Annotated in this window: 17 protein-coding genes; 10 read left to right on the forward strand and 7 right to left on the reverse strand. The window is 65.7% G+C overall.

What is annotated here, in order from left to right:
- Positions 1–85 precede the first annotated feature (85 nt).
- The 3 genes from fdxA to ACFWHR_RS06625 all read left to right on the forward strand — a co-directional run bounded on the left by fdxA (position 86) and on the right by ACFWHR_RS06625 (position 3,003).
- Positions 86–406, forward strand: coding sequence for a ferredoxin (gene fdxA, locus ACFWHR_RS06615; protein ID WP_382447473.1), 321 nt, complete (start codon positions 86–88; stop codon positions 404–406).
- Positions 407–413: 7 nt separating this feature from the next.
- Positions 414–1,529: a succinyldiaminopimelate transaminase gene (gene dapC, locus ACFWHR_RS06620; protein ID WP_382447474.1), complete on the forward strand. Its 1,116-nt coding sequence runs from the start codon at positions 414–416 to the stop codon at positions 1,527–1,529.
- A 181-nt stretch (positions 1,530–1,710) separates the two neighbouring features.
- Complete coding sequence (locus ACFWHR_RS06625; RefSeq protein ID WP_382447475.1) at positions 1,711–3,003, forward strand: citrate synthase; 1,293 nt, start codon at positions 1,711–1,713, stop codon at positions 3,001–3,003.
- Between the two features lie 53 nt (positions 3,004–3,056).
- Here the strand turns inward: ACFWHR_RS06625 and ACFWHR_RS06630 are convergent, their stop codons facing one another.
- A complete protein-coding gene (locus ACFWHR_RS06630; RefSeq protein WP_382447476.1) occupies positions 3,057–3,467 on the reverse strand; it encodes a hypothetical protein in 411 nt (136 codons plus the stop codon).
- Between the two features lie 115 nt (positions 3,468–3,582).
- On the opposite strand from ACFWHR_RS06630, the gene ACFWHR_RS06635 reads away from it, so the two are divergent.
- Together ACFWHR_RS06635 and ACFWHR_RS06640 are read left to right on the forward strand one after the other, a co-directional pair.
- Positions 3,583–4,353: an ABC transporter ATP-binding protein gene (locus ACFWHR_RS06635; RefSeq protein ID WP_382447477.1), complete on the forward strand. Its 771-nt coding sequence runs from the start codon at positions 3,583–3,585 to the stop codon at positions 4,351–4,353.
- The gene (locus ACFWHR_RS06640; protein WP_382447478.1) at positions 4,335–5,999 is read left to right on the forward strand and encodes a transporter; all 1,665 of its coding nucleotides are present in this window, start codon (positions 4,335–4,337) and stop codon (positions 5,997–5,999) included. The genes ACFWHR_RS06635 and ACFWHR_RS06640 overlap by 19 nt, the downstream gene beginning before the upstream one ends.
- 24 nt (positions 6,000–6,023) lie before the next feature.
- Here the strand turns inward: ACFWHR_RS06640 and dapD are convergent, their stop codons facing one another.
- Positions 6,024–6,980 (reverse strand): 2,3,4,5-tetrahydropyridine-2,6-dicarboxylate N-succinyltransferase, encoded by a 957-nt coding sequence (gene dapD, locus ACFWHR_RS06645; RefSeq protein ID WP_382447479.1) that lies wholly within the window; start codon positions 6,978–6,980, stop codon positions 6,024–6,026.
- Positions 6,981–7,044: 64 nt separating this feature from the next.
- Between dapD and dapE the strand changes: the two genes are divergently transcribed.
- A complete protein-coding gene (gene dapE, locus ACFWHR_RS06650; RefSeq protein WP_382447480.1) occupies positions 7,045–8,169 on the forward strand; it encodes a succinyl-diaminopimelate desuccinylase in 1,125 nt (374 codons plus the stop codon).
- An 87-nt stretch (positions 8,170–8,256) separates the two neighbouring features.
- Positions 8,257–8,427, forward strand: a complete 171-nt coding sequence (locus ACFWHR_RS06655) for a DUF3117 domain-containing protein (RefSeq protein ID WP_075201434.1) — start codon at positions 8,257–8,259, stop codon at positions 8,425–8,427.
- A 105-nt stretch (positions 8,428–8,532) separates the two neighbouring features.
- On the opposite strand, the gene ACFWHR_RS06660 is transcribed toward ACFWHR_RS06655, so the two are convergent.
- A complete protein-coding gene (locus tag ACFWHR_RS06660; protein ID WP_382447481.1) occupies positions 8,533–9,165 on the reverse strand; it encodes an O-methyltransferase in 633 nt (210 codons plus the stop codon).
- A gap of 194 nt (positions 9,166–9,359) precedes the next feature.
- On the opposite strand from ACFWHR_RS06660, the gene ACFWHR_RS06665 reads away from it, so the two are divergent.
- Together ACFWHR_RS06665 and ACFWHR_RS06670 are read left to right on the forward strand one after the other, a co-directional pair.
- Positions 9,360–9,734: a twin-arginine translocase TatA/TatE family subunit gene (locus ACFWHR_RS06665; RefSeq protein WP_382447482.1), complete on the forward strand. Its 375-nt coding sequence runs from the start codon at positions 9,360–9,362 to the stop codon at positions 9,732–9,734.
- Between the two features lie 16 nt (positions 9,735–9,750).
- Positions 9,751–11,568, forward strand: a complete 1,818-nt coding sequence (locus ACFWHR_RS06670) for a putative bifunctional diguanylate cyclase/phosphodiesterase (protein ID WP_382447483.1) — start codon at positions 9,751–9,753, stop codon at positions 11,566–11,568.
- On the opposite strand, the gene ACFWHR_RS06675 is transcribed toward ACFWHR_RS06670, so the two are convergent.
- The 3 genes from ACFWHR_RS06675 to ACFWHR_RS06685 are packed head-to-tail and all read right to left on the reverse strand — an operon-like array spanning position 11,555 to position 14,573.
- Positions 11,555–12,727 (reverse strand): Mrp/NBP35 family ATP-binding protein, encoded by a 1,173-nt coding sequence (locus ACFWHR_RS06675; RefSeq protein WP_382447484.1) that lies wholly within the window; start codon positions 12,725–12,727, stop codon positions 11,555–11,557. The genes ACFWHR_RS06670 and ACFWHR_RS06675 overlap by 14 nt on opposite strands.
- On the reverse strand, positions 12,724–13,287 hold the full coding sequence (locus tag ACFWHR_RS06680) for a DUF1003 domain-containing protein (protein ID WP_382447485.1): 564 nt from the start codon (positions 13,285–13,287) through the stop codon (positions 12,724–12,726). The genes ACFWHR_RS06675 and ACFWHR_RS06680 overlap by 4 nt, the downstream gene beginning before the upstream one ends.
- Positions 13,284–14,573, reverse strand: coding sequence for a magnesium transporter MgtE N-terminal domain-containing protein (locus ACFWHR_RS06685; protein ID WP_382447486.1), 1,290 nt, complete (start codon positions 14,571–14,573; stop codon positions 13,284–13,286). Before ACFWHR_RS06685 ends, ACFWHR_RS06680 begins: the two co-directional genes overlap by 4 nt.
- Positions 14,574–14,673: 100 nt before the next feature.
- Between ACFWHR_RS06685 and ACFWHR_RS06690 the strand changes: the two genes are divergently transcribed.
- Positions 14,674–15,177, forward strand: coding sequence for a general stress protein (locus tag ACFWHR_RS06690; RefSeq protein ID WP_382447487.1), 504 nt, complete (start codon positions 14,674–14,676; stop codon positions 15,175–15,177).
- A 410-nt stretch (positions 15,178–15,587) separates the two neighbouring features.
- On the opposite strand, the gene hrpA is transcribed toward ACFWHR_RS06690, so the two are convergent.
- Complete coding sequence (gene hrpA, locus ACFWHR_RS06695; RefSeq protein ID WP_382447488.1) at positions 15,588–19,631, reverse strand: ATP-dependent RNA helicase HrpA; 4,044 nt, start codon at positions 19,629–19,631, stop codon at positions 15,588–15,590.
- Between the last annotated feature and the right edge of the window lie 26 nt (positions 19,632–19,657).

Below are 19,657 nucleotides of genomic sequence, written 5' to 3' on the forward strand. Positions count from 1 at the left end.
GCGCACTGAGCGGCACTGCAGTGGCTCGCGAGTAGGATGGAGGTGCCGGGCATTCCCGGCATCTCCCGAGTGAAAGGCGGGTCTCGTGACCTACGTAATCGCTCTTCCGTGCGTCGACGTGAAAGATCGCGCCTGCGTGGACGAGTGCCCGGTCGATTGCATTTACGAGGGCGAACGGTCCCTCTACATCCACCCGGATGAGTGCGTTGACTGCGGAGCCTGCGAACCGGTGTGCCCGGTCGAAGCGATCTATTACGAGGACGACCTGCCCGAAGAATGGGCCGATTACTACAAGGCCAATGTTGAGTTCTTTGACGAGATCGGTTCCCCCGGCGGCGCCGCGAAGACAGGTATCTACAACTTCGATCACCCGGTGATCGCAGCGCTCCCGCCGCAGGGATCGTAGCTTCAGCATGCGCCAAGCACTGCCCGACTACCCATGGGACGCCATGGTTCCCTACGCGGCACAGGCTGCGGAGCACCCGGACGGCGCCCTGAACCTCTCGGTGGGTTCGCCCGTCGACGCGACGCCCGCAGCCGTTCGTGAAGCCCTGGCCGCAGCCACCGACGCGCACGCCTACCCGGCAACCGCCGGAACGCCCGCGCTGCGCGAGGCAATCGCCGAGTGGTTCGCCAGGCGCCGCGGTGTCACGGTGTCACCGCAAGCGGTGCTGCCTACCGTTGGATCAAAAGAGCTGGTGGCGCTGCTGCCGTTTTTGCTCGGCATTGGTGCGGGCGAGGCCGTGGTTTTTCCGCGCATCGCCTACCCGAGCTACGCGATGGGCGCAGCGCTCGTCGGCGCAGATGCGATTGCATCCGACGATCCCAGCGAGTGGCCAGCGCACACGAAGCTGGTGTGGATCAACTCGCCGTCGAATCCGGACGGCCGCGTGCGCGATGTCGCCTATCTGCAGGCGGCGGTGGCCCGAGCGCGAGAGCTCGGCGCCGTTATCGCGGGCGACGAGTGCTACGCGGAGTTCGGCTGGGACGCGCCGTGGGATGCGGAGCCCATCCCGTCCATCCTCGACCCGCGCGTCGTCGGTGATAATCATCGCGACGTGCTCAGCGTCTACTCGCTCAGCAAGCAGTCAAATCTCGCGGGCTACCGCGCGGCGTTTCTTGCTGGCGACCCGAAGCTCGTTGAGCGTCTGCTGACCGTGCGCAAGCACGCGGGGCTCATGCTCCCGGCCCCCGTGCAGGCCGCGATGATGGTCGCGCTCGCGGACGAAACGCACGTCGACGCTCAGCGGGCACGCTATCGCGCCCGCCGCGATGTGCTGCGGCCGGCGCTCGAAGCCGCGGGGTTCACGATCGAGGGCAGCGAGGCAGGGCTTTATCTTTGGGCGACTCGCGGGGTCGATGCGTGGGACGCGGTCGCCGAGTTTGCCGCTCTGGGCATCGTCGTGGGCCCGGGTCATTTCTACGGTGATGATTCACCGCGGCACGTGCGACTGGCGTTGACCGCGCCCGATGCAGATATTGTGGCCGCCGCCGCGCGGATCCGCGGGGGCGCAAGCCTCGCCGAGTGATTCCGGCCGTTCGCGACCGCGCGCGTTCGAATCGACATTTTGCTTCACATCAAGATATTCTGTGCCGAGGGCGGCATCACTGTGCCGTCGGCCCAGGTTCCAGTTGGAGCCGATAGGGTGGGAGGAATGGCCGTGTCATACCCGACGACGCGCCAGCCTGGAGACCTCACGAGGAGACGACGTGACTGAATCGACGCAGGGCCCGGCCACAGCCAAGCTGACCTTCCCCGGCGGATCCGCCGAATTTCCGATCGTCGACGCCGTCGACGGGCACTCGGCCATTGATGTCAGCACGCTCTCGCGTCAGACCGGTCACACGGCACTCGACTACGGGTTTGTGAACACCGCCTCGACGAAGTCGAAGATCACGTACATCGACGGCGAAGAGGGCATTCTGCGTTACCGCGGGTATCCCATCGAGGAGCTCGCGCGCCAGTCGACGTTCCTTGAGGTGGCGTATCTGCTGATCTACGGCGAGCTGCCCACGTCTGATCAACTCGGCACCTTCGACGAAGAGATTCGTCGACACACGCTGCTCCACGAAGACATGCGCTACTACTTCGAGGGCGTGCCGCACACCGCTCATCCGATGGCCGTGCTGTCGGGCGGACTCCAGACGATGTCGACCTACTACGAGTCGTCACTCGACACCGCGGTGCCCGAGTTCGTTGAGGTAAACACGATCCGCCTGCTTGCGAAGCTCCCCGTGCTCGCTGCCTACGCGCACAAGAAGTCGATCGGACAGGCGTTCCTGTACCCGGACAACAGCCTCAACTTTGTCGAGAACTTCTTGCGTCTCAACTTCGGCAACAAGGCTGAGAAGTACGACATGAATCCCGTGCTCGTCGACGCGCTCGACAAGCTGCTGATTCTGCACGCTGATCACGAGCAGAACGCCTCGACGTCGACGGTGCGCCTCGTGGGTTCGACCGGCGCAAACATGTTCTCGTCTGTGTCGGCCGGCATCAACGCGCTCTCGGGCCCGCTGCACGGCGGCGCGAACGAGGCTGTGCTCGACATGCTCGCGCGCATCCGCGACTCGGGGCAGAGCGTTGAGACGTTCGTCGAAAAGGTCAAGAACAAAGAAGACGGCGTGAAGCTCATGGGCTTCGGGCACCGCGTGTACAAGAACTACGACCCGCGCGCACGCATCGTGAAAGAGAGCGCGGCTCGCGTGCTCGAAGAGCTCGGTGTGAACGATCCGCTGCTCGGTCTTGCCCAGGAGCTCGAACAGATCGCGCTTGAAGACGACTACTTCAAGGAGCGCAAGCTCTACCCGAACGTCGACTTCTACACTGGCGTCATCTACAAGGCCATGGGCTTCCCGACGCGCATGTTTACGGTGCTCTTCGCGATCGGTCGCCTCCCCGGCTGGATCGCCCAGTGGCGCGAGGCTCGCGAAGACGGTCAGACGAAGATTGGTCGCCCGCAGCAGCTCTACATCGGTGCGGGCGAGCGCCACCTCCAGCGCTAGTTCGTCGCAGGCGCGCGGCGCTGATCAGAGCGCCGTGCTGAGCAGCTCGGGTGTCACAGCCACGGATACACGTACGTGCAAGTGACCTCGTCAGAGGACGAACTCTCACTCATCACCGGCTCGTTGTCGATGTAAATCGTGCACGTGATGGGCTCGTCGTGCCCAATCTCCGCGGTTACCTGCACCGTTGTTTCGGTTCCCGAGGCACGGAAAGAGTGGCGGTCGCCGGAACCCCAGGTCTCAGAACGCTGCGATGTACTCGTCTCGTAATCGACCTGCATGATGTCGGCACCGGCCGCCTCAATGGACACGAGACGAGGCCTGTTGCGCTCGGCGGCAATACCGATGATGGCGGCTATCACCACGACGATCCCGACCACAACAGCAACCACCGCCAGGACCACAAACCCGCGCCGGCGGGCGGGCCGTGGCCGCGCCCTCAGCGCTGCGAAGCCTTCAGTCATCGTTCCTCGTAACCTTGCCAATCAACTCGTCCGAGCATACACAGTGGAAACAGCAAGGCGGCCGTCTCCGTGCGGCTGCTATCGGCAGGGGTAACGAGCCGGTTAGGGTGGTTACATGGACTCAGTGATGAACCCACCCGCGCTCGAGATTCGAGGATTGGCCAAGCGCTTCGGCGAGAAGATCGCTGTAAACGGTATCTCGCTGGTGATACCGACGGGCTCCTGCTTCGGTCTCGTTGGCCCGAATGGCGCGGGCAAGACCACCACGCTCTCAATGGCGACCGGCCTGTTGCGCCCCGATATGGGGCAAGCGCTGATCGCCGGTGTCGACGTGTGGGAGCATCCCACAGAGGCCAAACAGCTCGTCGGCGTTCTCGCCGACGGGGTGAAGCTGTTCGACCGGCTCACCGGCGAGCAACTCATTACGTACAACGGCTTACTCGCTGGCCTCGATCGCGAGACGGTGGCTCGGCGCTGCTCCGACCTGCTGACGATGCTCGACCTGGGCGCCGCATCGCGCACGCTCGTAGTTGACTACTCGGCAGGCATGACCAAAAAGATTGCGCTCGCGTGCGCGCTGGTGCACGCACCCAGACTGCTCGTGCTTGACGAGCCGTTCGAATCGGTGGATCCGGTGTCTGCAGCGAACATCCGCGACATTCTGCACGGGTTCGTCACGGGCGGGGGCACGGTCATCGTCTCGAGCCACTCGATGGATCTGGTCGAGCGCATGTGCGACCACGTTGCGGTGGTCGCCGATGGCAGGGTGCTAGCCGCCGGCACCGTCGCCGAGGTGCGCGGGGAATCGACACTCGAGGAGCGTTTCGTCGAACTCGTCGGTGGGCGCGCGGCAATGGAGGGGCCGGCATGGCTGAATCAGGCCTGATTCCGGGCCAGCCTGTCTCGTCGTCCGGCGGCGGCTTTGCGCCGCACGCTGTGACCGCGCGAACCGGTGCCGTCGCCCGGGTGCTCGTGATGATCCGGCTTCGTTTTCTCGTGATGGGTAACACGCTGCGGCGGCACCCGTGGCAGCTGGTCGGCGCGATTCTTGGCGGTCTGTATGCACTCGGCGTGATGACGATGGTCGTCTTCGGGCTCGGATTCCTGGGTATGGGGGAGCCGCAGCTCGCACGAACGGTGCTCATTCTGGCCGGTTCCGCGCTTGTCGTGGGGTGGGCGTTCGGCCCGATCCTGGCCACCGGCATGGATCGCACGCTCGACCCTGCCCGTCTCGTGACGCTACCGATGCGGCCCAGCGTCCAGCTCGCGGGCATCGCCGCAGCGAGCATGCTCGGCATTCCGGGCATCGTGACACTGTTGCTTTCGGTGGCGTCCGCGATCGCGTGGCTCAGTTCGCCTGGCGCGATGCTCGCCGCGGTGCTCCTCGCCCCGTTCGCCACGCTCACCTGCGTATTGACGTGCCAGTTAACGGTGACAGCCATGTCTCGCGCGGCCGGGCACCGGCGCTTCCGTGAACTGATCGGTGGGCTGCTGCTGCTTGTCCTGGTGCTGGTCGGGCCGATCATTTCCGTCGTGCAAGAGGGCGTTGCCACATTCGCAGATCGGCTTCCGGCGATCGCCAATGGTCTGTCTTGGTCGCCGCTCGGTGCCGTGTGGTCCGTGCCCGGTGAGATCGCGACCGGGCACGGAATGGCGGCCGTCGCGAAGCTGCTGATTGCGCTGGTCACGCTGGTCGTGCTCTTTGCTGCCTGGGGATGGCTCTACCGCGCAAACCTCGGCGTGGTCGCTGGCGGCTCGCGCACGAACACGCGCGGTGGTGTCGGCTGGCTGGGTCGCTTCCCGGCCACTCCGCGGGGCGCTATTGCCGCGCGAGCGCTCACGTATTGGCTGCGTGACCCGCGCTATCTGCAGAGCCTCATCGTTGTGCTGGTGATGCCGGTCGTCTTCGGTTTTCTGTCGGGGTCGTCGGGGTTGTCGATCATGCTCCCCGGATCAACCGTGCTCGTGGCCGCGCTGCTCTCACTGAGCACCTTCACTGACGTCTCGTATGACGGCACCGCATTCAGCACGCACGTGCTGCGGGGCGTGCGCGGCGTCGACGACCGCCTAGGCCGAATCTGGGCCAATGCCATCGTCGCGCTCCCGTTGATCGTCGTCGTTGCGATCGTGACCACCGCACTCGTGGATCGGTTCGATCAACTGCCCACGCTGCTGGGTCTCGTCGCGGTGGTAACGCTCGGCGGGTTTGGCGTTGCGAGCGTGAGCTCTGCCATCTTCGTCATGCCGGTTCCGCAGTCGGGGGATAATCCGTTCGCGTCAAAGCCGGGAGCGGGCGTGCTCAGCCTCGTCGGAATGGCGGGATCTTACGGATCGTTGACTATTTTGGCGCTCCCGACGATCGCCACCACGATCGCCGCCGGCGTCACCCGCGATCCGCTGTGGGCCTGGGTTACGCTCGCCGTGGGCGTCATTACTGGCGCGGCGGCTTGCTGGGGTGGTGTGCGGTGGGGATCGGCGATCTTCGATCGCAGGGCGCCGGATCTGTTGGCGCGGGTCGCGGCTCAGGCCTAGCGGGAGGCCCGAGCGCGCGAAGCGCTACGCGTGGAGTGCTGCGTTGAGCTCGATGCCGGTGCCTTCACGGGGCAGTGCCTCGACGGCGCCGGTGCGCGAGTTGCGGCGGAACAGCAGCTTGGCGATGCCGGAGAGCTCGACAGCCTTTACCTCGACGGCGGTGCCCGGTGCCGCGGACGTGCCGTGCGGCAGCATGACCTTGGTGCCCGCCGTTACGTAGAGCCCGGCCTCCACGACGCTGTCGTCGCCGATGGAGATGCCGATGCCGGAGTTAGCCCCGAGCAGGGCTCGCTCGCCAACGGAGATTCGCTCCGTGCCACCTCCGGAGAGGGTGCCCATGATTGAGGCACCGCCGCCGATGTCGGAGCCGTTGCCGACGACCACACCCTGCGAAATGCGGCCCTCGACCATCGAGGCGCCGAGCGTCCCCGCGTTGAAGTTCACGAAGCCCTCGTGCATCACGGTCGTGCCGGGTGCCAGGTGGGCGCCGAGACGCACGCGTGACGCGTCGGCGATCCGCACGCCGTTCGGCACGACGTAATCGGTCAGCCGAGGGAACTTGTCGACGCCGACGGCGGTGATCCCGGCCCGCTTCAGCTGCGGTAGACGGGCCGCGTACTGCTCGGGCAGCATCGGGCCGGCGCTCGTCCACGCGACGTTGGGGAGCTTGCCGAAGATGCCGTCGAGGTTGAGCTCATTCGGGCGCACGAGGCAGTGCGAGAGCAAATGCAGCCGCAGGTACGCGTCTTCGGTCGACTCGGGGCGGGCATCGAGGTCGATCTCGACATCTACAAAACGAATCTCAACCCCGCGCAGTTCATCGGAGCCGGTCAAGCCCGAGAGCTCAGAAGGAGCGATCCACGGATCGCGATCCTCGGGTCGCGTGCCGATTGCGGGAGCGGGGAACCAGGCGTCGAGCACGGTGCCGTCTGTAGCGATTGTGGAGATACCGGCGGCCCAGGCGGAGCGAGAAGCAGTCATACGTTCCATCGTATCGTCGGCGAGCGAGTGCTCGCGGGCCGCCGCAGGCAATAGGCTGGTTCGGGTGAGCAGCGATTTCCAGACGACGCCTGAAATTATCCTCGACCCGCACGCGGGCCCGGTTGCGCTGACGCGGCAGCTCTGCGATATTCCGTCGGTCTCCGGCAATGAGCAGAGCATCGCAGATGCGGTGGCGGCGACGCTTCGCGCGCACGCCCCACACCTCACAGTCACCCGCGACGGCGACACACTCGTGGCGCGCACCGAGCTCGGCCGCGACCGTCGCGTTGCCATTGCCGGTCACCTGGATACGGTGCCCATCAATGCAAATCTTCCCGTACGTGACGAGACCGATGCTGCGACGGGTGAGGAGTACATCTGGGGCCGCGGCACCGTCGATATGAAGGCCGGTGTCGCAGTACAGCTCGCTCTCGCGGTCGAGCTCAATGCGCCAGCGGTCGACCTGACGTGGATCTGGTACGACAACGAAGAGGTTGCGTCAGACCTGAGCGGCCTGGGCCGCGCGATGCGCAATCGGCCGGAACTGTTCGAGGCGGATTTCGCGATCCTCGGCGAACCGTCAAACGGCACCATAGAGGGCGGATGCAACGGCACGCTGCGGGCGCGGGTGACGCTGCGCGGCAAGCGAGCCCACTCGGCGCGCAGTTGGATGGGAGTGAACGCGATCCATCGCGCCGGCGCACTACTCGCGCAGCTTGCGGCGTACGAGCCGGAGCGCATCGTCGTCGACGGGCTCGAATACCGGGAGGGCCTGAATGCGGTGCGCATCGATGGCGGTGTCGCCGGGAATGTGATTCCGGATCACTGCTCGTTTGATGTGAACTACCGATTTGCGCCGAGTCGCAGTGGTGACGAGGCGGCAGCGTTCGTGCGCGAGTTTTTCGCCGAAGCCGACGAAGTGGAGATTGTCGACCTCGCGGCCGGCGCTCGGCCGGGCCTCGACGCCCCGCTCGCGCAGCGTTTCGTCGCCGCAGTGGGCCAGGAGCCGAAGGCGAAATTCGGGTGGACCGACGTCTCTCGGTTCTCGGCGCTCGGTATTCCCGCGGTCAACTTTGGCCCGGGCGACCCACTCTTGGCACACGCAGACGACGAGCGGGTGCCGGTTTCGCAAATCGAATCGTCGGCGGTTGCGCTTCGAGAGTGGCTATCGAGCGACATCTCGCGATGACAGCGGTCGCGTCGTGACGCGCGGGTTCGCCTTGCCTGGGTGAATACCGATAAAATGATGAATACCATCAACCTGCAAGGAGGCGTCATGGCTGCAATGAAACCGAGGACCGGGGACGGACCCATGGAAGCGGTGCGGGAAAGCCGTTTGATCGTGGTTCGTGTACCGCTCGAGGGCGGCGGCCGTCTGGTGGTGTCCGTGAACGATCAGGAAGCGGCCGAGCTGCGCGACGTACTCGCGGGTGTGCTCGACGGCTAACTCATCGTTGCCGTCAAACTCGACGGCACACTGCTGTTTCTCATAACCCCCGCGGTCTCGGCCGCGGGGGTTATGGCGTTCGGGAGTGAACCGGCTGCTGCTGGCTTAACCGTCGAGACGAACGAGCGTCAACAGCCCATCACCTGCGGGCGAAAGAATCGGCGCGATCGCGGGCGATTCAGAGACGAGCGCGAGCAAATCCCGCATCGCCTGGGTGTCTTCGTCGCGCGCCGCGGGATCGGGCACCCGCCCGTGCGCAAATGCGCCGGGAACGACGACGGATCCGCCGGGGCGCACGATGCCGAGAGCGTTTTCGAAGTGCTCGAGCAACTGCGCGGGGGCCGCGTCGATGAGCACGAGATCGTATGCCGACAGGTTCATGCGAGGCATGACGTGGCGCGCATCACCCTCGATCAGTCGCAGTCGTGACGCGGCAATGCCTGCGTCCGCGAAGACGCCCTTCGCTTCCCGCAGGTGTTCCGGTTCGATTTCAATCGATGTGAGTGTCGCCTCGTTCGCGTACCGCAGCAGCGAGAGACCGCTGACCCCGACGCCGGTGCCGATCTCGCAGATCGACTGCGCTCGCGCCAGCGCGGTGAGACCGGAAAGCTGTGCCCCGATGGATCGGCTGACCGGTTCGATGCCGAGTTCGAGCGACAGCCGACGTGCGCGCACGAGTGCGTCGGTCTCGCCGGGGTACTGTTCGGCGTACTGCCAATTACGTTCGAGCTTGCTCACGATTTCCTCCGGTGGTGCTCCGCTCCCGAGCGTCGTGATGCACCGCAGAGACGGGCTATCGGAGCGATCCTGCTCCATAGCGTAGGGCCGTGGGCTGGCGAGGGTCGTTGCACACGCGGGGCAATGGAAAAGCAACGGCGTTGCGGCCCGGGCATTCAGGTCGGACGCTGACGCTGAGCGGTACGATTATCGGAATGGGCCTGACAATTGACAAGATTCTGGTGATCCTCGTGATCGCCATGTTTGTGCTGGGTCCGCAGCGTCTTCCCGGCTACGCGAAGAAGCTCGGTGAGCTTGTTCGAAACGTCAAGCGCATGGCTGACGGCGCCAAAGACCGGTTGCGCGATGAGATGGGGCCGGAGTTCGACGATGTCGACTGGCGCCAGCTTGATCCGCGGCAGTATGACCCGCGCCGCATCATCAGGGACGCCCTGCTTGAAGACGAGCGAGACGCCCGCTCAGATTCTCGACAATCTGAAATGGCGGATGCCGAGGCGCGGCGTAGAATCACTCCACAGGCAGAGCGCGGCGCTGGCGGCGCGCTGATGTTCGACGAGGAAGCGACCTGATGGACGGGAACATCGAGTGACCGCGAACGAGATCGACCGCAACGAAGCGGCCAAACAGATCTCATTCGAACAGCGTCAGATGCACGAGCGTCTTACGAATCCGCAGCACGTCTTCGACGACATCATGATTGCGCTCAACGAGTACTCCATTGTCGTTATCACTGACACGAGTGGTCGTATCACCTACGTGAACGATCGATTCTGCGAGCTGTCGCAGTACTCGCGGAGTGAGCTGCTCGGGCGCACGCACCGCGTCGTAAACTCGGGCCACCACCCGCCTGAGTTTTTCGCCGAACTGTGGGAGACGATCACGGCGGGTCGCGTGTGGCATGACGAGATCTGCAATCTCGCGAAAGACGGCTCGGAGTACTGGGTGAACACGACAATCGTGCCGCTCATTGGTCGAGACGGTCAGCCGACCAACTTCGTCGCGCTGCGCACCGAGGAGACACAGCGGCATACCGCAGAATCGGCCGTGCGGAGGCTCGCCTATGTTGACCAGGCGACGGGGCTCGACAATCGTGCGGCCATGATGCTTGCCATCGAGCAGGACACCTGCGGCGAACTCACGGAGCCCGGCTTTTCGGCCTTCATTACCGTGAGCGTCGACCAACTCTCCGCAGTCAATGACGCGTTCGGATTTGAAGCCGGAGACCGCCTGCTGAGCGATGCCGCACAGCGGCTGAGTAGTCTGCCCGACGCCAATACGCGCATCGGACGAATCGGATCCAACACCTTCGGAATTCTGCTCGCACGGCTCGGAGCGGACCTGTGTGATGCGCAGCGGGCCGTGCACACGATGATCGGTCGCGTCTTCGACTTGCTGGTCGATTCAATTGAACTCGAATCCGGCATCGTCATTGGGGCTGGGGCGAGCGTGGGGCACGTGCTGTGGGCGTCAGAGGATGCTGACATCAGCGCGTGGCTCGATTCCTCCTCCTTTATCGTTTCTGGTGATCCTAACGAGGTCGTGAAGTGCTCCGAGATCGCTCGGAAACGAGCGCGCAAGCTCAGCGGTCAGCGCCGCGCGCAGCGATTCGAGCAGCGCATGCTCGACGCGGTACACGAGCGGATGCTGCTGGTTTCTGAGCTGCGAACGGGAATCGAACGCGGAGAGCTACGGCTGTTTGCACAACCGATTGTCGACCGGAATCGGCGCGTCATCGGCAAAGAGGGCTTGATCCGATGGCACAACGGGATCCGCGGGCTAATGACGCCCGACCAGTTCATACCGCTCGCGGAACAAACCGGCATGATCGTTGAAATCGGGGAGTGGGTGCTCGATCAGGCGTGCCGCGTGCTGGCGGCCTGGGCAGCGGGTAGTACGACGCGTGACCTGACCTTTGCGGTGAATCTCAGCGAACGGCAGCTGCAGGGGAGTGACTTTGTGGATCGCGTGCGCGGCGTGATCGCGCGCCACCGGATTGCGCCTGGTCGTCTGAAGGTCGAGCTCACTGAGAGCGTGCTGCACCGTGACCTCGATCGGACAATCGGATTGCTCGATGAACTGCGCGACGAAGGGGTGCGATCGTCGCTTGACGACTTTGGTACCGGGTACTCCTCGCTGAGCTACCTGCGACGGCTGCCAGTGCAGGAGCTGAAAATCGATCGCTCATTCGTATCCACCGTTGTCGAAGACGAGCAGACCGCGGCGATCGTGCACTCGGTGGTGCAGCTCGGACGTATCCTCGGGCTGCAGGTCGTGAGCGAGGGAGTTGAAACCGAGGCGCAGTTCGAGAAGTTGCGCGCGCTCGGCGTCGATGCCTTCCAGGGATTCCTGTTCGGTCGGCCCGAGCCGATTGAAGCAATCGCCGGAGTCGCTAGCGCGGGCTGATTCCGAGCGGTCTGCCCGCGAGTCCGCGACCGGTCGACACGATGCGCTCTGCGATGCGCAACACCTCGGCCGCGGCCGGGTCAGTCGCATCGGTGAGTACCGTCGGTGTGCCGACGTCGCCGCCCTCGCGAAACGCGGGGCTGAGAGGCACGCTGCCGAGCAGCGGTACGTCACCGTGCTCCGCGTCGCTCAATCGTTCAGCAACGAGAGCGCCGCCTCCGGTGCCGAATATATCAAGCACCGTACCATCGGGCTGGGCGAGCCCGGCCATGTTCTCGACGACGCCGAGCACCTTTTGGCCTGTCTGACGAGCGACGATGGCACTGCGCACCGCGACGTCGGCCGCGGCCTCCTGCGGGGTGGTCACGACAAGGACCTCCGCCTGGGGCAGCAGCTGACCGATGCTAATCGCGATATCGCCGGTTCCCGGGGGCAGGTCGAGCAGCAGCACATCGACATCACCAAACCACACGTCGCGCAAGAACTGTTCAATCGTGCGGTGCAGCATGGGGCCACGCCACGACACCGCCGTGGTCCGGGGGTCGGCGTCTCCGAGAAACATGCCGATAGACACGACCTTGACGCCGTGAGCGACGGGAGGCAGGATCATGTCGCCCACCCGGGTCGGTTGTTCGGTGCGGCCGTCGCGGCTGAGCCCGAGTAAGCCAGGAATCGAAAAGCCGAACACGTCCGCATCAACGAGGCCGACCGAGAGGCCGCGCTGTGCGAGCGCGACTGCGAGCCCAGCGGTGAGTGACGACTTGCCGACGCCGCCCTTGCCGCTCGTGACGGCGACCACGCGAGTCAGGGAGTCGGGTCCGAACTGCTGAGGACGTGATCCGCGGTCGCCCCTGACCCGCTCAATAAAGGCCTGCCGTTCGCTCGGCGACATGACCCCGACGACGACCTCTGCGCTCGCGATGCCGGGAGCGGCCGCCGTCGCCGCACGCACGTCTGATTCGATGCGGCGGGCGGCGGGGCATCCCGCTATTGTGAGCAGGATCGACACTTCGGCGTGCCCTGAGTCGTCGACCGTGACTTCTTGCACCATGCCGAGTTCGGTGATCGGGCGCAGGATCTCGGGGTCCGTGACAGTCGTCAGCGCCGCCCAGACGTCGCGCTCCGCTCCCGTGGCTTCAGCTGGGACGCCCGCCGTCATCGTCGCGGCTCGGCGTCATCGCTCGAGTGTGTTGCGGGCTCGGGGTCGGCATTGGTTTCGTCTTCTGCGGCGAGTTCGGCGAGCAGAGCCTTGAGCTCGGCACGCACGAAGTCGCGATCCGGAAGCTCTTTCATTGCGAGCCGCAGGGCCACCACCTCACGAGCGAGAAACTCGGTGTCGGCGAGGTTGCGCTCGGCGCGCTGCCGATCCTGCTCGATCTGCACGCGGTCGCGGTCGTCCTGCCGATTCTGAGCGAGCAGCAGCAGCGGTGCTGCGTACGAGGCCTGCAGCGAGAGGATGAGCGTGAGGGCCGTGAAGCCGAGAGCGGCGGAGTCGAATCGGAACGTTTGCGGACCGTAGGTGTTCCATGCGAGCCAGGCGATACACACGACTGTGAGCGCGAATAGGAACCACGGCGTGCCCATGCCGCGCGCAATGCTCTCGGTCCAGCGGCCGAACCGCTCGCTATTGCCGGAGCGTTCGTCGCTCTTGCGCGGTGCGCCCAGCCCACCCGTCGCGCGTGGCGCATCGAGACCATTGCCCCGCTTGAACGGGCTCATCGCTGCGCTCGCGATTCAGCGTCAGCGGCGGCCTCGTCTTCGTCGTCGGCGTGGCGCCAATCATCGGGGAGGAGGTGATCGAGCACATCATCGACGGTGACGACGCCGACGAGGCGGTCTTGATCGTCGATGACGGGCAGCGCGACCAGGTTATAGCTCGCGAGACGGCGCGAGACCTCGGCCGCGCTTGCGTGCACCGTCACCGGTTCGATCTCGGTGTCGAGCAGTGATCCCATGCGCTCGTGGGGCGGGAAGCGCAGCATGCGCTGGAAGTGCGCGAAGCCGATGTACTCACCGGTTGGAGTTTCATACGGCGGGTGCGTGACGTACACGGCGGAGGCCATCGCGGGGGAGATCTCGGCGCGACGGATCATGGCGAGACCCTCCGCGACGCTCGACTCAGCGGCGAGCACGATCGGTGCCGGGCTCATCAGGCCGCCGGCGGTGTCAGCGTCGTACTCGAGTAGACGGCGCACATCCTCTGCTTCCTCCGGCTCCATGAGGTCGAGCAGCTCGGCGCCCTGCGCGGCGGGCAGCGCCGCGATGAGGTCGGCGGCATCGTCGGCTTCCATGCGGTCGAGCACGTCGGCGGTGCGGTCGGCGGGAAGCTGAGCGAGCAACGCGAGCTGATCCTGCTCACTCATCTCTTCGAGCGCGTCGGCGACACGCTCATCGGGCAGCTCTTCGATGACCTCGATCATGCGGGGCTGGGGGAGTTCGAGGAGCGCCTCGGCGAGGTCGGCGGGCTTCAGGTCGACGAGCGTCTGTATGAGAAGCTCAGCGGAGCGCTTGCCCTCTGTGTCGCTCGGAAGCTGGAGTTCGGGCCAGGGCACGATGCGGGCATCGCCGCGGCTGAATGGTGCCGCGGGCTTGGGGAGGCGCACGAACACCTCTGACACGAGCCACTCGCCCGTGCGGCTGCGCTCGATCGCGGCGTCTTCAATGCGCGCTGTCGGCGCCGGATCACCCGGCGCCTTCGGTGCGAGCCGCACGTCGCGGCCGATGAGCTCGGCGATCATGCGGGTTTCGCCGCCGCGCTGCTCGAATCGACGCACATTGATGAGTCCGGTCGTGATGACCTGGCCCGACCCGATCGAGGTGACGCGGCCGATCGGCACAAACACGCGGCGTTTGCCCGGGATCTCGACGATCAGCCCGACCACGCGCGGGGCACTCGTGGCGCGGAACACGACCAGTACGTCGCGCACTTTGCCGATGCGATCACCAGCGGGATCGAACACGCCGCGACCGGCGAGTCGACCAACGAAGACCCTCGAAGTACTCACACCCACTACGGTACCGCTCGCCACCTACGCTCGGAGCTGAATCTTGGGGGATTCCGCGAGACTCGCCCGCTTGCGGAGCCTTCGATGGGAGGATGGGAGCATGAGTACTCCTGGTGGACCCATGCGGTCGTCGCGTCTCCCGCTGGTTCCTGAGCTTCCGAAGGGCGACATCGTGTCGACCTACGACCGCTATGAAGACGCGAAACACGCGGTCGACGTGCTCGCGCGAGCCAGTTTTCCGGTGCGTCAGATCAGTATCGTCGGCAACGACGTCCGCAGTGTGGAGCGCGTCACCGGCCGCCTCACGTACGGACGCGTGGCGCTCATGGGCGCGCTCTCGGGGGCCTATCTCGGCCTGTTCCTCGGACTACTGCTGTTCATCTTCCAGCCTGACAACGGTGCGATCTTGGGCGTGTTCGCCGCAGCAATTGCAATTGGCGCGGGGTTCGGCATGCTGTTCGGTGTGCTTTCGTACTCGATGAACCGCAACCGCCGCGACTTCTCGTCGGTGATGCAGATGATCGCTACGAGGTACGACCTGATCACGGAGCCCGAGCTGCTGCACGAGGCTCGCCGCGTGCTGACGGAGTCGGCGCAGAAGTAAATCCCGCCCGCTGTGGCGGGTCGCCTGGGGCTGACCCCGCTGGTGGCGCGCCATACTCGGGGTGTCCCCACTGGTGGCGACAGAAACTCCGCCTAAAACGGGCTGAGAGTCGGACTTTCTGTCGCCTCTAAGCGGCCGGAGCCGCGGAACGGGATGCTGACCCCGGAGTGGCGACAGAAACTCCGCCTAAAACTGGCTCAGAGTGGGACTTTCTGTCGCCTCCAGTGAGCGGAGCCCCGCGATCGGATCCGCCAAGCTGCCAAGCTGCCAAGCTGCCAAGCCGCCAAGCCGCCAAGCCGCCAAGCCGCCAAGCCGCCAAGCTGCCAAGCCGCCAAGCTGCCAAGCCGCCAAGCTGCCGAGCCGCCGAGCCGCCGGGCCGCGGTCGGCCACCCGCCACCCGCCACCCACACCTACCCCTCGCGGAGCGCCTTCTGGATGCGCTGCAGCGAGACCGGTTCCGCCGTGCGGAGTTGCTGCGCGAACAGACTCACGCGCAGTTCCTCGATGAGCCAGCGCGCACGCACGAGATGCTCCGGGGCATCGGCGGGTAGCGGGATCACGCCGCCGGCCTCCGCGAACAGCGCCTTCGCGCGATCCACGTCATTCTGCCATGCGCGGTCGCGGCCCACCTGCTCGGTCAGCCCCCGCATGCGCACCTGCACGGCCTCGAGATACACCGGAACTCGTTCGAGCTGGGCGAGCCCCGTGAGCGAGACGAAGCGGTCGAATACGAGCCCGTCGATTTGTTGTGCAGCGTCGGCGACCTGCCCGAGCACCTGAATCGACTTCGCCGCGTCAATCGCTCGGCGGGCAAGCCGCGCGCCGTCCAGCACGCGCGCGGTGAGCGAGATCGCGCCATAAATCTCGTCGATGAGGGATCGCGCGTAGTCGTCAGCCAACGCCTCGAAGGTCGCAGCGCGCCAGACGAGACCGTCGGCGGCGTGGCGTCGGATCACGCGGTCCGCGACCGCGAGCGAAACGTCCGCAATGGCCTGGTCGAGCGTGCGGTAGGGCCCGGCTCCGAGCAGCAGCTTCTCCTGGTTAGACAGGTGGTCGCGCACGTAGGATGCCGGTGACGGCGAGCTCAGCACGAGCAATCGACGAATGCCCCGGCGAGAGATGCGCGCCTGCTCCGCCTCGTCGGCCACGAGTACGAGGTCGACCGCGGTGCGGCGATCCACGATCGCGGGGTATGCCCGAACCACGCCAGCGCCAGCACCTCGCCCCTTCGCGTACGACGTGTCGACGTGACGCGGAAGATCCCCGAAGTCCCAGGTCGTCGCGCCCGTCCGCTCGAGTTCGCTCTTCGGAAGCGCGGCCGCAGCGACCTTCGCGACACCCTGCGTTGCCTGCTCACGGTGCGCGGTTTGCAACTCGGCGAGATTCTTGCCCGCACCCACGGTGCGGCCTCGCCCATCAACCACGCGAAACGTCGGCGTCAGGTGGGCGGGGAGCCGCTCGGGGTCGAAGTCTCCTGCTGAGACCGGAACACTCGTGCGACGCCGTATCTCACTCGCGAGCAGCTGCGTGAGAGCGGGAGGTGTCGCCCCGGGGGCGACGGGTGCGTCGAGCTGCGGTCCGACCGTCGCGAGCAGAGTTCGTGCCCAATCGGCCGCCGGCACCACGTGCTTCCGAATTGCCTTCGGCAGCGTCTTGATGAGCGCTGTCACAAGCTCTTGACGCAGCCCGGGCACGAGCTTCTCGAAGTCGGAGCCTTCGAGACGGGGGAGCAGCGGCAGCGGCACGTTGACGGTCACCCCGTCGTCATCTGCCGTCGGGTCGAAGCGGTAACGCAATCGCAGCGTCTGGTCGCCATGCGACCACTGTTTCGGGAATTCGTTTTCGTCGACGGTTTCAGAGTCGTCTTCGACGAGGTCTTCGCGGCGCAGATGCAAAAATTGCGGATCTGTCGCGCGCTTCTGCTTCCACCACCCCTCAAAGCTGCGCGTCGAAACGACATCCGCGGGGATACGCGCGTCGTAGAACTCGAAGATCGCCTCATCGTCGCCGACAATGTCGCGTCGTCGCGTGCGTTCCTCGAGCTGTTCAAGTTCGCGACGGAGCTGCCGGTTCGCGCGATCGAACGCCTGGGGCGAGTCCCACTCGCCATCGACGAGCGCGTGCCGAATGAACAACTCGCGCGCGTGCGCCTGGTCATAGCGGGCGAGTTGTACGCGTCGCCGGTCAACGATGGGCACGCCGAACAGCGTGACCCGCTCATAAGCGACCGCCGCACCTTGACTCTTCTCCCAGCGCGGCTCCGACACCTGGCGCTTCGCGAGGGGCCCGGCGAGTTCTTCCGCCCAGGCCGGATCGACGACGGCGTTCGATCGCGCAAACAGGCGCGAAGTTTCGACAAGCTCCACGCTCATCACGACCTCCGGCGGCTTCTTCGACAGCACCGAGCCCGGGTAGAGCACGAACCGCGTCCCGCGTGATCCGAGATACTCCTGCGCCGGCTTGCGCTTCGTCGCCCCGGCAGTGCGACCCCGGGCGGGCGCAGCGCGATCCTGCCGGTCATCACGCACGCCCAGTTGCGAGAGCAACCCCGCGAGCACAGAGCGGTGGATCGCGTCGCCGGTTGCCCCGGCCGCGCCGTCCGCGGTGTCGGGCAGAGCATTACCGGCACTACCGGCACCACCAGCACCAACACCACCAGTCCCATCGGCGCCACCGCGCGGCGACTTCGCAATGCGCGCGAGCTGCCGATTGAGATCCATCCACTCGCGCACGCGCAGAAAGTTGATGTATTCCGCCTTGCAGAGCCTGCGGAACGCGCTCGATGAGAGATCGCGCTGCTGCTCCTGCAGGTAGTTCCACAGGTTCAGCAGGGTCGCGAGATCGCCCTGCGGGTCAGCGAAGCGACCGTGCAGTTCGTCGGCCCGCCCGCGCTCGGCCTGCGGGCGCTCCCGAACGTCTTGCACCGTGAGCCCGGCGACGATCGCGAGCACCTCGGGCACGACACCGTGGTTGCGGGCTTCCACGACCATGCGGGCAAACCGCGGTTCAATTGGGAGACGCGAGAGCTCGCGGCCGATCTTCGTGATGCGGTGGCTGGCGCCGGCTGAGCCGCGTCCGCCGGATCCGCGCCCGCTAGAGCCGCGCCCAGCGCCTGAGCCGCGCCCGCCCTTCGCCGCCGGTTCTACCGCCCCCAACTCGGTGAGCAGCCCGAGCCCGTCGGCGATGCCGCGTTGATCGGGCGGGGTGAGAAACGGGAAGCGCGCGATGTCGCCGAGGCCGAGCGAGAGCATTTGCAAAATCACGGAAGCGAGCCCGGTGCGACGAATCTCCGGCTCGGTGTACTCGGGGCGCGACAGAAAGTCCTCTTCCGAGTACAGCCGGATCGCGATGCCCGGGCTCGTGCGTCCTGAACGCCCCGAACGCTGATTCGCGCTCGCCTGCGAGACCGCCTCGATCGGGAGGCGCTGCACCTTGCTGCGCGCACTGTACCGCGAAATGCGCGCTGTGCCAGCGTCGACGACGTAGCGAATGCCCGGCACCGTCAGCGACGTTTCGGCAACGTTGGTGGCGAGCACGATGCGCCGGGCGCCGCCTGATCGCCGTTCGAAGACACGATGCTGTTCGGCCGAGCTCAGGCGACCGTAGAGCGGCAGAATTTCAGTGCGAGCGGCGCTCGTGCCCCGTCCGGTCGCTCGCATGCGGCCCTGCAGAGCGTCCGTTGCATCGCGAATCTCGGCTTCGCCCGACAGGAACACCAACACGTCGCCTGGGGCCTCCTTCGCGAGCTCGTCAACTGCGTCGCCGATGCCGTCGAACAGATCGCGCTCAACGGTGAGCACCTTCGGTGCCCCGCCCTTTGGGTCAGGTTTCTCAACGCGTTCGACGAGCGGCCGATATCGCAGCTCAACCGGGTAGGTGCGACCAGACACCTCGATGACCGGCGCGGGCTCCTGCGTTTTCGGGTCTTCGAAGTGTTTTGCGAACGATTCGGGGTCGATAGTTGCCGACGTAATAATGACCTTGAGATCGGGGCGGCGCGGCAACAGCGTCTTCAGGTATCCGAGCAGGAAGTCGATGTTCAGGCTGCGCTCGTGAGCCTCGTCGATGATAATCGTGTCGTAGGCCGAGAGTTCGCGGTCGCGATGGATCGCATTCAGCAGAATGCCGTCGGTCATCAGCCGCACGCGCGTCTCGGCTGACACCTGGTCGGTGAATCGCACCTGGTACCCCACGAGGCCGCCGAGCTCGGAACCGAGCTCTTCGGCGACACGCTCCGCAATTGTTCGGGCGGCGATTCGCCGCGGCTGGGTGTGCGCGATGCGCTCCCGGCCGAGCGCCAGGGCGATTTTCGGCAGCTGAGTGGTCTTTCCAGACCCGGTCTCACCCGCCACAATGACGACCTGGTGGGTGCGAATGGCCTCCGAGATCTCGTCGCGCATCTGCGAGACGGGAAGCTCCTCGGGAAACGAGATATGCAGCGGAGGAAGCGTCATGATCCTCCTATTATCCCGTGCCTAGG

The organism is Leucobacter sp. NPDC058333, assembly GCF_042726155.1.
Taxonomy (GTDB): Bacteria; Actinomycetota; Actinomycetes; order Actinomycetales; family Microbacteriaceae; genus Leucobacter.